Here is a 12581-nt window from a genome sequence, read left to right on the forward strand (position 1 = left end):
CCGCGGGTCTTCAGACCCGCGTGTTCCTAGCGGGGGCGGGGGATGGCCGGGGGCAAGGACATCACGTCGGGAAGCGAGGTGGTCGGCGCGTCGCGCGCCGCCTATCTGCGCCTGCTCGCCGTGTTCCTGGGGCCGGCGCTCGTCATCTACACGCTGTTCTCGATCTACCCGCTGATCGCCACCATCCTCTATTCCTTCTACCACCCCGGCGAGGGTGGCGGCCTCAGCTTCGTCGGGCTCGGAAACTTCGTCACGCTGCTCACCGATCCCGGCTGGTCGGGGCCGTTCTGGAACGCGCTCCGGAACAACTTTGTCTTCTTCCTGGTCCACATGCTGGTCCAGAACCCGATCGGCATCGCGCTCGCGGCTCTGCTCAGCCTGCCCAGGCTCACCGGGCGCTCAGCTTACCGCACGCTGATCTTCATGCCCACGATGCTGTCGGTCGTGATCATCGGCTTCATATGGCAGCTGATCCTGTCACCGCTCTGGGGCATTTCGGAGGGCTTCCTCGCCGCAGTCGGGCTGAAGTCGTGGTTCGGGCCATGGCTGGGGCAGGAATCCACCGCGCTCATCACCCTGTCGCTGATCTCTGTGTGGCAGTTCGTCGGCATCCCGATGATCCTCACCTACGCCGCGCTGCTCGCAATCCCGCAGGATCTCGTCGATGCCGCCACGGCCGACGGCCTGAACCAGTTCCAGGTGTTCCTCTGGGTGAAGCTGCCGCTCGTGGCGCCCACGATCGGGCTGATCTCGATCCTGACTTTCGTCAACAACTTCAACGCTTTCGACCTCATCTACGCGGTCAAGGGCGCGCTCGCCGGGCCGAACTTCTCGACCGACATCATGGGCACGCTGTTTTACCGCACCTTCTTCGGAAACCAGCTGCAGGTGGGCGACCCTGCCATGGGCGCCACGGTCGCGACCATGATGTTCCTCGTCATCCTGATCGGCGTGATGGTCTACCTCTTCGTCATCCAGCGGCGCATCCAGCGCCACAGCTTCTGAGGGCGGAGATGCGTGGACGGCTCCTCTATCCCGTTCGACCATCGACCGAAGGGCGCTGGAAACCCTCCCCCGTTCACGGGGGAGGGACAGGGAGGGTGGATGCGCGCCGGCATCCAAAAAGGCCCCCCCTCTGTCCGCTTTGCGGACATCTCCCCCGCAGGCGGGGGAGAGTTGAAGCCCTGCCCGGCAAACCGAACCCGGAACTCCGCCCATGACGCCGCGCCGCGCAGCCAGCGCCACGGCGGTGCATGCCGTGCTCATCGCCTACACGGTCCTGGCCCTGTTCCCGATCGTGCTGGTGCTGATGAACTCGTTCAAGGCGCGCAAGGCCATCTTCGGGCAGCCGCTCTCATTCCCGACGCTGCAGACCTTCTCGACCATCGGCTACGACAAGGTCTTCGCCGACGAGTCCGTCGTCTGGTACTTCGTCAACAGCATCACGGTCACCGTCGGCACGCTGTTCTTCACGCTGCTGTTCGGGGCCATGGCGGCCTGGGCACTCACGGAATACCGCTTTCGTGGATCCACCGCGCTGAAGCTGTTCCTGTCGATCGGCATCATGGTGCCGATCCGGCTCGGCTCGGTCGCCATCCTGAAGTTCATGGTCGACCTCGGGCTCGTCAACACGCGAACGGCCCTGATCCTCGTCTATACCGCGCAGAATCTTCCGCTGGCCGTGTTCATCCTGTCGGAGTTCATCGCCCAGATCCCGCGCGACCTGCGCGAGGCGGCACGCTGCGACGGGCTCAGCGAGTATCACATCTTCGGCTACATCGTGCTGCCGCTGATCCGCCCGGCCATGGCGACCGTGGCCGTGTTCACGATGATCCCGGTGTGGAACGATTTGTGGTTCCCGCTGCTGCTGGCGCCCAGCGACGGCAAGCAAACCATCACCCTCGGCATCCAGCAGTTCATCGGGCAGTACGTCACGGACTGGAACGCCGTGCTGGCAGCGCTGTCGGTGGCCATCATCCCCGTCCTCGTCCTCTACATCGTCTTCTCCCGCCAGTTGATCCGCGGTCTCACCGCGGGCGCGGTCAAGTAGGGCTCCCCGCCGCCATGGCCGAACTCCGCATCGAAAACCTCAGCAAATCCTACGGCCAGGCCGAGATCCTGCGCGACATCGACCTGCAGGTGCCCGACGGCTCCTTCGTCGTGCTGGTCGGCCCGTCGGGTTGCGGAAAGTCGACGCTACTGAGGATGATCGCGGGACTGGAATCGATCACCGCCGGCAGGCTCGCCATCGGCGGCAAGGTGGTGAACGACCTGCCGCCGGCCGAGCGCGGCATCGCCATGGTGTTCCAGAGTTATGCCCTCTACCCCCACATGGACGTGGCCGCGAACATGGGCTTCGGCCTGCGCTTCGCCGGCACGCCGCGGGCCGAGATCGAGCGGCGCGTCGGCGAGGCGGCGCGCATCCTGCAGCTCGAACCGCTGCTGAAGCGCAAGCCGCGCGATCTCTCCGGGGGGCAGCGCCAGCGTGTCGCCATCGGCCGGGCGATCGTGCGCGAGCCGCAGGTCTTCCTGTTCGACGAGCCGCTGTCCAACCTCGACGCGGCGCTGCGCGTCAACACCCGCATCGAGATCGCCAGGCTGCATGCGATGCTGAAGGCGACCATCGTCTACGTGACGCACGATCAGGTGGAAGCGATGACGCTCGCCGACACGATCGTGGTGATGAACAAGGGCCGCATCGAGCAGGCCGGGAAGCCGCTGGACCTTTATTATCGGCCCTCCAACCTCTTCGTCGCCGGCTTCATCGGTTCGCCTGCGATGAATTTCGTCAAGGGAAGGGTCGGCGGGGCGGATCCGGGCAGCACGATGGTCGAGCTCGAGGACGGCAGCCGCATCGTCGTCCCCGCCCGTCCGGGCGCCCGGGAGGGCGATCCCGTGACCGTCGGCGTCAGGCCGGAGCACCTGTCGCTCGGGGGCGCCGCCGACATCCGGCTGTCTGGGACGCTCGATCTGGTCGAGCGCCTGGGCGAGACGGGCTATGCCTATCTGCGGCTCGGAAACGGGACGCCGGTCACGGCGGAAGTGCGCGGCGCGGTCGACCTCGCGACCGGGAGCCCAGCCACCGTGACGGCGGCACCGGAAAACGTGCATCTCTTCGACAGCGGCGGGCTTGCGCTCCTTCCGGCGTGACGGGCCTCGTGGACGACGGGACCCGGCCGGGCTATGGCCGGGGCGTGCCCCACCTTTCCCGACAGGTCCTGTGGTTTGTCGTGGCCGGCTCGGCCGCGACCGTCGCGCATTACGGAGCCCTGATCCTCCTCGTCGAAGGCGGTTTCGCGGGCCCGGCGGCCGGCGCGCTGGCCGGCTATTGCTGCGGCGGGGCCGTGTCCTACGTCCTCAACCGGCGGCTGGCGTTCCGCAGCGGCCGTCGGCACCGGGAGGCGCTGTGGCGTTTCGCAGTGGTGGCCGGGGTTGGCTTCGGCCTGACGGGGCTGGCCATGGCCGGCTTCACCTCGCGCCTGGGCTGGCCCTACCTGCCGGCGCAGATCGTGACGACGGGCCTGGTGATGATGTGGAGCTTCACGGCACACAGGCTGTGGACGTTCGGCGCGGGAACGGGGCGTCCGGTGTGAGCACCCCTGCCATTGGTGCAGGCCGGCACGGGACGTCGCTCAGTATTTGATCAGTCCGCGTGCATACAACTCTGGGTTGCTAGATTTCGATTCACGCTCTTCGGGGCAGTTGCGCGTATCCGCTCCACAGTACTACTCTCGCTTTTCAGTACCGTGATCGTATTCGCTCAATGGTTGGAATCATGAGAACGATTTCAGCAGCCCTCGTCTGCGCTTTGGGACTATGTGACGTCCCCGGACGGGCCCGCGCCGAGACGATCGGCGTTGCCAGCGAAGTCGTTCGAACCGTGCTCGAATCCACCGGCGACGAGTTTGCCCCGCTGGCCGAGGGCGAAACGCTGGTCCGCGACCAGCATATCCGCTCGGGACATGACGGATCCGCCTTGCTGACGCTCCGCGATGCCAGTGTCATCGCGGTCGGCCCGTCGTCGGAGGTGGTGCTGGATGCATTCGTGGCTCCGGGCGGCATCCCCGGGATCTCGGTAGCCCGCGGGGTATTCCGCTTCATCAGCGGTCCAGCCGGATCCGGCACACACTATTTCGTGAAGACGCCGCACGCGTCCATCGCCGTCCGGGGCACCCGCTTCGACGTGCGCGTCCTCGGCGGCCTGACCACAATCGTCCTCGACGAAGGCGCGGTCGATGTCTGCGTTCGCGGAATGTGCAGGGAGATGGGTCCGGGCACGTCGGTGGACGTGACGACCGCCGGGATCTACCCCACCGTGACCGGCAAGATGCTGCGCTGGACGTTCCTGACCGGGGCGAGCCCGGGTCTCCGGAAGCTTGCCGGCAATGCCGCCGTCTCGGCCGACAGGGGCATCGCCCCCGTCAGGGCGCAAGCCGCACACGAAATGCCCGGACCGCTTCCGATCGGCCGCACGGGCGGCGGCGAGGGCGGGCGGCACGGCTCGTTCGCCACGGCCTCGGCCTCGGCCTCGAGTTCTGCCGCGGCCGGGCCGGCTTCGGCCACGGCCGACTCCGCGCCCGCGCCGTCAGCTCCTGCCACCGCCAGCGCGGCGCCTTCTCCGTCGTCGCCGGCCGGATCTGGAGCGCCGTCCGGTTCAGGATCCGGCGTCAGCCAGGTCACCACCAGCCAGACCACGCTGACCGTCCAGATGTCTGGGCAGTCTGGGCAGCGCAACGCAGCGACAGATCCAGAGTCCGTCGCCAGCAATGAGCCGTCTGCCAACGCGGGAAAAGACAAGGGAACGCGAAACGGGCTCACATCCGGCCACCCGTCCCGCGTCGGAAAGGCGACCAGCGACTCCCCTTCGAAAAATCGCTTTTCCGCCGGAGGCAAGGCCGCGGCCGGATCCAAAGGGCGCAACGCCCGATGACCTCCCGGTCGGTGGAATGGCGGTTCGGCGCGTGACTCAGGCCGCCTTTGCGAGCCGCGTCGCGATGTCGGCGCGCAGCGTGCGGAAGTCCTTGGCGAACTGGCGAATGCCCTCCGACAGCTTCTCGGTCGCCATCGCGTCCTCGTTCATGGCCCAGCGGAACGACGCCTCGTCCGTCGGCACGCGGTCGGTGCCCTCGCGAGCGGCGGCGGCCGGATCGAGCCGGCGGGCGAGCGTGCCCTGGTCGGCGGCAAGCGTCTCCAGAAGAGCGGGCGCGATGGTCAGGCGGTCGCAGCCCGCAAGCGCCTCGATCTCGCCGGCGTTGCGGAACGACGCGCCCATGACGACGGTCTGGTAGCCGTGGCGCTTGTAGTAGGCATAGATCCGGCGCACCGAAAGGACACCGGGATCGTCTTCGGCTCCGAACGTGCGACCTTCCGCCTTCGCGTGCCAGTCGAGGATGCGGCCGACAAAGGGCGAGATCAGGAAAGCCTTGGCCTCGGCGGCGGCGGCGGCCTGGGCGAGCGAGAAGAGCAGGGTGAGGTTGCAGTCGATACCGTCGGCCTGCAGCTCGGCTGCGGCGCGGATGCCTTCCCACGTGGAGGCGATCTTGACCAGGATGCGTTCGCGCCCGATGCCGCGCTCCTCGTAGGCCCGGATGATGCCGCGCGCCTTGTCGACGGTGGCCCGCGTGTCGAAGGAGAGGTCGGCGTCGACCTCCGTCGAGACGCGGCCCGGCACGATTTGCGACAGCTCGGCGCCGAAGTTGACGGCGAGACGGTCGCAGACCGCGCCAACGACGGCATCGCCGCTGCCCTTGCTGCGGCCCCATGCGACGGCTTCGTCCACCAGATGCGCATAGGCGGGCATCTGCGCCGCCTTCAGGATCAGCGTCGGATTGGTGGTGCAGTCGGTCGGGCGGAAGGCCCGGATGGACTCGATGTCACCGGTGTCGGCGACGACGACGGTCATGGACTTGAGCTGTTCGAGCTTGGAGGGCATCGATGTCTCCCGGTCCCGTCGCGCGGGACGCTCGCCCTTGCGGGCTTGTTGGCGTGGTCCGTTGGTCCCTATCATGCCGCGCGCCGGGCCGGAACCCGCTCGCCGCCGGGCGCGATCCCGCACCGGCCCTTCGAATGAGAGGAACGACATGGCTACGGCCGCTTCCATGGGAACGCGTCAGTTCACGTCGCGCTCCGGCGCCACGATCACGTTTACGGAACTGGGGTTCGGAACCGCGCCTCTCGGCAACCTCTACCGGGCGGTTCCCGACGAAGAGGCCGAGGCGACGCTCGAGGCTGCCTGGGACGTGGGTTGCCGCTACTTCGACACGGCTCCGCTCTACGGGCTGGGCCTGGCGGAATCCCGGCTCAACCCTTTTCTGCGCCGCAAGCGCGGCAACCCCTTCGTGCTGTCGACGAAGGTCGGGCGCCTGCTGAACGTGTGCCCGCCGGCGCAGCGGACCGGCCAGGGGAAGTTCTTCGAGACCCCGTCGCGCAAGGAGGTCTACGACTACTCCTATGACGGCGTGATGCGGTCGCTCGAGATCTCCTTCGAGCGGCTCGGCGTGGACGCGATCGACATCGTGCTGTGCCATGACGTCGACATCTTCACCCATGGCAGCAAGGAGGCCTCGGACGCGCGCATCCGCGAGTTCATGGAGGGCGGCTACCGCGCCCTCGTCGAACTGCGCTCCTCAGGCGTGATCAAGGCCATCGGCGGCGGGATCAACGAATGGCAGGTCGCCGAGGCGCTGGCCCGGCAGGGCGACTTCGACCTGTTCCTGCTGGCAGGGCGTTATACGCTGCTCGAACAGGAGGCCCTCGACAGCTTCCTGCCGCTCTGCACGGAACGCGGCATCGGCATCCTGCTCGGCGGGCCCTACAACTCCGGCATTCTCGCCACCGGTCCCCGCCCCGGCTCCTTCTACAATTACGATCCCGCCCCGCCGGAGATCCTGGAGCGTACCGCGCGGCTGCAGAAGGTCTGCCAGTCGCACGGCGTGGCGCTGGCCGAGGCGGCGCTCGCCTTCCCGCTCGGTCACCCCGCCGTCGTCAGCGTAATCCCGGGCGGCGCGAGGCCCGACGAGGTCAGGCGCAACGCGGCCAACATGCGGGTGCGCATCCCGGCCTCGCTGTGGAGCGACCTGAAGGCGCAGGGCCTGATGCGCCAGGACGCGCCCGTTCCCGGCTGACGGGTTCCGCACTGCCGGTGCCGGCCCCCGTCATCGGCGGGCCGCAATCCGGCAGGAGGGTCCCGGCATGACCAGCCGAATCGACGCCCACCAGCATTTCTGGAACCCTCGCCGGGGCGACTATGGCTGGCTAACGCCGGAGCTCGCCGGCCTGTACCGGCCCTTCGGTGCCCAGGATCTCGCGCCCCTGCTCGAGGCGGCGGGGGTGCAGGGCACCGTGGCCATCCAGTGCGCGCCCAGCGTGGCGGAGACCGAGTACCTGCTCGGCATCGCCGATGCCACGCCCTGGGTGCTGGGCGTCGTCGGCTGGGTCGACTTCGCCGATCCCGGCCATCTCGACGCGCTCGACCGTCTCGCCCGGCACCCCCGGCTGAAGGGCTTCCGGGCCATGGTGCAGGACATGCCGGATCCCGAATGGATCCTGCGGCCGGAGCTGGACTGGGCCTTCCGGGCGCTCGTCGCCCACGACCTCGCCTTGGAGGCGCTGGTACGCCCGGCCCACCTGCCCGCCCTGTTTCGGCTCATCGAGCGCCACCCCGGGCTTCGCGTCGTCATCGACCACGCCGGGAAGCCACCGCTGCGCGACGGCGACACGGATGACTGGGCACGCGACATCGCCCGTATCGCCCGCCACTCCGGCGCGCTGTGCAAGCTCTCCGGCCTCGTCACCCTGCTGGGCGCAGGCTGGACGGCGGAGGCACTGCAGCCCAGCGTCGACCATCTGCTCGACACGTTCGGGCCCGGCCGGCTGATGTGGGGCTCGGACTGGCCCTATGTGACGCTGGCGTCCTCCTACCAGCGTTGGGTCAACACGGCCGCCGACCTCGTGACGGCGTGCAGCGCGGGAGAACAGCTCGCCATCTTCGGCGGCACCGCGGCCGCGTTCTACCGGTTGCCGGTGTAGGGTTGCTGCCGCCGATCGGGGGCGGCCTCACCGGGCCGGCAAGCTGTCACGCGGGACGATTTGACCCGCCGCTCAGTTGCAGCTTTTCTGGGGCGTCCATCTGCCGTTCGCGAAGGTGATCGTCGTCTCGCTGATCGTCCCGTCTCGACCGTCCACGCACGGAACGACGACGATGTCATCGCCGCGCCAGGAATAAGGTACGAAGTTATCTTTTTCCATGTTCTTTGGGAAAGTGTACTCCACTTCCACCTTCCCGCCATTGAAGCGGTAAATCGTCGTGGGATCGTCCTGGCCGTTAGGCTCCACGACGAAACGCCTCCCGGTTGCAGATGAAACCGCAGCGCCAACGAGATTGATCCTGAAACCATCTTGCATTCGGATCAGAATGCCTTGGCCTCCGATCTGGTATATTTTTCTGATGATCACGAACCCACTATGAATTCCTTCGAGCAAGTAGCTGTAACAAAGCTCGTCACAGCGAGACAAGTCAGTGTCCTTCAATGTCACGCCATGTCCATTGCCGAGCCGGAAGCTGAGGCGATCGCCGCTGCGCTTCGCGTTCGAACCGAGCACGGCGAGGCATTTCCTCTCGTCGTCCTCGCATGACGTGTCGGGATAGGCGCCGGCGCTCAGGGTTGTGGCGGCGAGCAATGCGAGGCTCAGACAGGAATGGCGAAGCATGAAAGGGCCGGTCATTGAAAGCCGGCATCGTACCGCCACGTCTCGCCGCCGCAAGGGCGGGCCTCGCGCGACGGAAGCGGCGTCATGCGCTGGCCGCGACGGCTGTTGCCGCACGGGAGGGATCAGCGCCCTTCAGCCCCCCGCCAGCGTGTCCCTCTAGCCTTCCCCGCCGTTTCGTGTATACGTCCGCGCGTCGCTCGGACTCTATTCCGGCGATCTCATGGACCATGCTGGACGACATCCCGGCGCGGCCCTTCCAAAAACCCCAACAAAGGATCATCCGATGTCGATCACGGCTGAGCGCAAGCAGGCGCTCGTGAAGGAATATGCCCTGAAGTCCGGCGACACGGGGTCGCCCGAGGTCCAGGTCGCGATCCTCACCGAGCGCATCGTCAACCTGACCGAGCACTTCAAGACCCACGCCAAGGACAACCACTCCCGCCGCGGCCTGCTCAAGCTGGTCTCGCAGCGCCGGTCGCTGCTCGACTACGTGAAGGGCAAGGACGAGGCGCGCTACCGCTCGCTGATCGAGCGTCTCGGCATCCGCCGCTGACGCTCCGGGGCAAGAAGCCCCGCACGCATGCGCGGCCGCGACGCACGCGGCCGCTCCGATCCGGCCAGGAGGCGCGCGGCCGCCGCCTCGCCGCAGCATCCTGAAGGCCGCGCGCGGGCTCCCGCCCGACCCACCGCCGCAGCACGCCGGACATCCGGGCGCCCTGCGGCCGAAGGCGCAGCATCCCTCCCGGCCGGAAGGCCCGGATCCTGCGCCGGACACACCGAGGACGGCAGGCATGGTGCCCGTCGCCTCCACCGGCCCGGCCTGGCGCTCATGGCAGGATCGCCGGATGCTTTCCCTCCCGCGTACCGGGGAAGCCTCTCGCCGTCTTGCTCATGGCGTCGGCCGGCCGACAAAAGAAAGACAGACGCCGATGTTCGACATTCAACGCGTGGAGCTCACCTGGGCCGGCCGCAAGCTGACGCTGGAGACGGGCCGCATCGCCCGCCAGGCCGACGGCGCCGTGCTCGCCACCTATGGCGAGACGACCGTGCTCGCCACCGTGGTGTCCGCCAAGACGCCCAAGGCGGGGATCGACTTCTTCCCCCTCACCGTCAACTATCAGGAAAAGGCCTTCGCGGCCGGCCGCATCCCCGGCGGATATTTCAAGCGCGAGGGCCGGCCGACCGAGAAGGAGACGCTGGTCTCCCGCCTCATCGACCGCCCGATCCGCCCGCTCTTCGTCGACGGCTACAAGAACGAGACGCAGGTCATCGTGACCGTGCTGTCGCATGACCTCGAGAACGATCCCGACATCGTCGCCATGGTGGCCGCCTCGGCCGCCCTGACGCTCTCCGGCGTGCCCTTCATGGGCCCGGTCGGCGCGGCCCGCGTCGGCTACATCAACGGCCAGCTCCGCCTCAACCCCACCATCGCCGAGATGGCCGACAGCCAGCTCGATCTCGTCGTCGCCGGCACGGCCGACGCGGTGCTGATGGTCGAGTCCGAGGCCAAGGAGCTGGCCGAGGACGTGATGCTGCAGGCCGTCATGCACGGCCACAAGGGCTTCCAGCCCGTTCTCGATGCCATCATCAAGCTGGCCGAGCGGGCCGCCAAGGAGCCCCGCGACTTCCAGACCCCCGATCATTCCGAGATCGAGGCGAAGATCATGGGCCTCGTCGAGGCCGAGTTGCGCGACGCCTTCACCACGCCCGACAAGATGGCGAGGCAGGAAAAGATTGCCGCCGCCAAGGCCAAGGTCATGGATGCGCTCTGCGGCGAGGGCGCCGCGAACCCCCTCGACAAGATCCTCGTCGGCGGCGTCTTCAAGGACGCCGAGGCCAAGATCGTGCGCTGGAACATTCTCGACACCGGCAAGCGCATCGACGGGCGTGACGTCCGCACGGTTCGTCCGATCGTCGCGGAAGCCGGCATCCTGCCGCGCGCGCACGGCTCGTCCCTCTTCACCCGCGGCGAGACGCAGGCCCTCGTGGTCGCGACGCTCGGCACCGGCGATGACGAGCAGTTCATCGACTCGCTGGAGGGCACCTACAAGGAGACGTTCCTCCTGCACTACAACTTCCCGCCCTACAGCGTCGGCGAGACCGGCCGCATGGGCTCGCCCGGGCGCCGCGAGATCGGCCACGGCAAGCTCGCCTGGCGCGCGCTGCACCCGATGCTGCCGCCCCACCACGAGTTCCCCTACACGATCCGCCTCGTCTCGGAGATCACGGAGTCGAACGGCTCGTCGTCAATGGCGACGGTCTGCGGCTCTTCGCTGGCCCTCATGGACGCCGGCGTGCCGCTGCGCTCCCCGGTGGCGGGCATCGCCATGGGCCTGATCCTGGAAGGTGAGCGCTACGCGGTGCTCTCCGACATCCTGGGCGACGAGGACCATCTCGGCGACATGGACTTCAAGGTCGCCGGCACCGAGAACGGCATCACCTCGCTGCAGATGGACATCAAGATCGCGGGGATCACCGAGGAGATCATGCAGGTCGCGCTCGACCAGGCCAAGGGCGGCCGCCTGCACATCCTCGGCGAGATGGCGAAGGGCCTGTCCGGCGCCCGCCAGGAGCTCGGCCAGTACGCGCCGCGCATCGAGACGATCAAGATCCCGACCGACAAGATCCGCGAGGTCATCGGTTCGGGCGGCAAGGTCATCCGTGAGATCGTCGAGAAGACCGGTGCCAAGATCGACATCTCCGACGACGGCACCGTCAAGGTGGCCTCCTCGGATCTCAACTCGATCACGGCGGCGCTGAACTGGATCAAGTCCATCGCCTCCGAGCCCGAGATCGGCGTGATCTATGACGGCACCGTGGTGAAGACGACCGACTTCGGCGCCTTCGTGAACTTCTTCGGCGCCAAGGACGGCCTCGTCCACATCAGCCAGCTCGCCTCCCAGCGCGTCGCCAAGGTCACCGACGTCGTCAAGGAAGGCGACAAGGTGAAGGTGAAGCTGCTCGGCTTCGACGAGCGCGGCAAGGTCCGCCTCTCCATGCGGGTCGTCGACCAGACCACCGGCGAGGACCTGGAGAAGAAGCAGAAGGCCGAGCCCGAGGCCGCCGCCGGGGAGTGATCCCCGCCCGTTCCTCCTGAGCCTCGCAAACAGCAACGACCCCTCTCGCCCAGGCGGGAGGGGTTTTTTGTTGCGCCCACCCGTCCTTGAAACGCGTCGGCAGGGGTGAGGGATGCACCGGGCAGAGTGTCGGCAGGGCAGACCGGGAGGATCGCCGGACGGTTGACGCTGGCTTGGGAGTAGCCTTCAGCGCGACTGTCCGGCCGGACGGTCCCTCACCCCTGCCCCTAGCCCACCCGGGAGAGGGGTTCCCCGCGCCTTTTCAGTGAGGTCCGCCGGCGCCGGTGAGCTCGCCCGTCATGAAGCGCTCGCGCGTCCCCTCTCCCGATTCGGGAGAGGGGCAGGGGTGAGGGATGCACCGGGCAGAGTGTCGGCAGGGCAGACCGGGAGGATCGCCGGACGGTTGACGCTGGCTTGGGAGTAGCCTTCAGCGCGACTGTCCGGCCGGACGGTCCCTCACCCCTGCCCCTAGCCCACCCGGGAGAGGGGTTCCCCGCGCCTTTTCAGTGAGGTCCGCCGGCGACGATGAGCTCGCGCGTCATGAAGCGCTCGCGCGTCCCCTCTCCCACCTGGGATACGGGATCCCGCGCCTCGGTGGCGAGCCGCGCCCGTGCGACGTCGCGCAGGTCGCAGGTGCTGCGGAGGTACGGCGACGGGCACAACTCCAGTACGCGCATGTTAAGCACTACGATTTCTGATTGATGACCAGTAACCATCCGGCTTTACCACCAGTTTGAATAGAACTTGAAACAATGGCGAACCTGCAGTCTATTCGGCTCAGCGATGCAGCCGCTT

General features: G+C 67.6%; 12 protein-coding genes. 9 read left to right on the forward strand and 3 right to left on the reverse strand.

Going from position 1 to position 12581, the window contains the following annotated elements; genetic code table 11:
• Positions 1-42 precede the first annotated feature (42 nt).
• The 5 genes from AC5JCN_RS17815 to AC5JCN_RS17835 all read left to right on the forward strand — a co-directional run bounded on the left by AC5JCN_RS17815 (position 43) and on the right by AC5JCN_RS17835 (position 4930).
• On the forward strand, positions 43-1005 hold the full coding sequence (locus AC5JCN_RS17815; RefSeq protein ID WP_495756428.1) for a carbohydrate ABC transporter permease: 963 nt from the start codon (positions 43-45) through the stop codon (positions 1003-1005).
• Positions 1006-1216: 211 nt separating this feature from the next.
• Positions 1217-2050 (forward strand): carbohydrate ABC transporter permease, encoded by an 834-nt coding sequence (locus AC5JCN_RS17820; RefSeq protein ID WP_495756429.1) that lies wholly within the window; start codon positions 1217-1219, stop codon positions 2048-2050.
• Between the two features lie 14 nt (positions 2051-2064).
• Positions 2065-3150 (forward strand): ABC transporter ATP-binding protein, encoded by a 1086-nt coding sequence (locus tag AC5JCN_RS17825; protein ID WP_495756430.1) that lies wholly within the window; start codon positions 2065-2067, stop codon positions 3148-3150.
• An 8-nt stretch (positions 3151-3158) separates the two neighbouring features.
• Entirely contained in the window at positions 3159-3593 is a 435-nt protein-coding gene (locus AC5JCN_RS17830; RefSeq protein ID WP_495756431.1) for a GtrA family protein, read from the forward strand.
• 182 nt (positions 3594-3775) lie between these two features.
• A complete protein-coding gene (locus AC5JCN_RS17835) occupies positions 3776-4930 on the forward strand; it encodes a FecR family protein (protein WP_495756432.1) in 1155 nt (384 codons plus the stop codon).
• Between the two features lie 36 nt (positions 4931-4966).
• Here AC5JCN_RS17835 and tal read toward each other — a convergent pair whose 3' ends face one another.
• Positions 4967-5932 (reverse strand): transaldolase, encoded by a 966-nt coding sequence (tal, locus tag AC5JCN_RS17840; protein ID WP_495756433.1) that lies wholly within the window; start codon positions 5930-5932, stop codon positions 4967-4969.
• A gap of 166 nt (positions 5933-6098) precedes the next feature.
• Here tal and AC5JCN_RS17845 point away from each other — a divergent pair, with 166 nt between their 5' ends.
• Both AC5JCN_RS17845 and AC5JCN_RS17850 read left to right on the forward strand, forming a co-directional pair.
• Positions 6099-7124, forward strand: a complete 1026-nt coding sequence (locus AC5JCN_RS17845) for an aldo/keto reductase (RefSeq protein ID WP_495757672.1) — start codon at positions 6099-6101, stop codon at positions 7122-7124.
• 67 nt (positions 7125-7191) lie between these two features.
• The gene (locus tag AC5JCN_RS17850; protein WP_495756434.1) at positions 7192-8028 is read left to right on the forward strand and encodes an amidohydrolase family protein; all 837 of its coding nucleotides are present in this window, start codon (positions 7192-7194) and stop codon (positions 8026-8028) included.
• 72 nt (positions 8029-8100) lie between these two features.
• Here AC5JCN_RS17850 and AC5JCN_RS17855 read toward each other — a convergent pair whose 3' ends face one another.
• Positions 8101-8709, reverse strand: a complete 609-nt coding sequence (locus tag AC5JCN_RS17855; RefSeq protein ID WP_495756435.1) for a hypothetical protein — start codon at positions 8707-8709, stop codon at positions 8101-8103.
• 283 nt (positions 8710-8992) lie between these two features.
• On the opposite strand from AC5JCN_RS17855, the gene rpsO reads away from it, so the two are divergent.
• Both rpsO and pnp read left to right on the forward strand, forming a co-directional pair.
• The gene (gene rpsO / locus AC5JCN_RS17860; protein WP_495756436.1) at positions 8993-9262 is read left to right on the forward strand and encodes a 30S ribosomal protein S15; all 270 of its coding nucleotides are present in this window, start codon (positions 8993-8995) and stop codon (positions 9260-9262) included.
• A gap of 376 nt (positions 9263-9638) precedes the next feature.
• On the forward strand, positions 9639-11786 hold the full coding sequence (gene pnp / locus AC5JCN_RS17865; protein WP_495756437.1) for a polyribonucleotide nucleotidyltransferase: 2148 nt from the start codon (positions 9639-9641) through the stop codon (positions 11784-11786).
• Positions 11787-12289: 503 nt separating this feature from the next.
• On the opposite strand, the gene AC5JCN_RS17870 is transcribed toward pnp, so the two are convergent.
• Positions 12290-12472, reverse strand: a complete 183-nt coding sequence (locus AC5JCN_RS17870; protein ID WP_495756438.1) for a hypothetical protein — start codon at positions 12470-12472, stop codon at positions 12290-12292.
• Between the last annotated feature and the right edge of the window lie 109 nt (positions 12473-12581).

The sequence above is a fragment of the Alsobacter sp. genome (assembly GCF_059501845.1).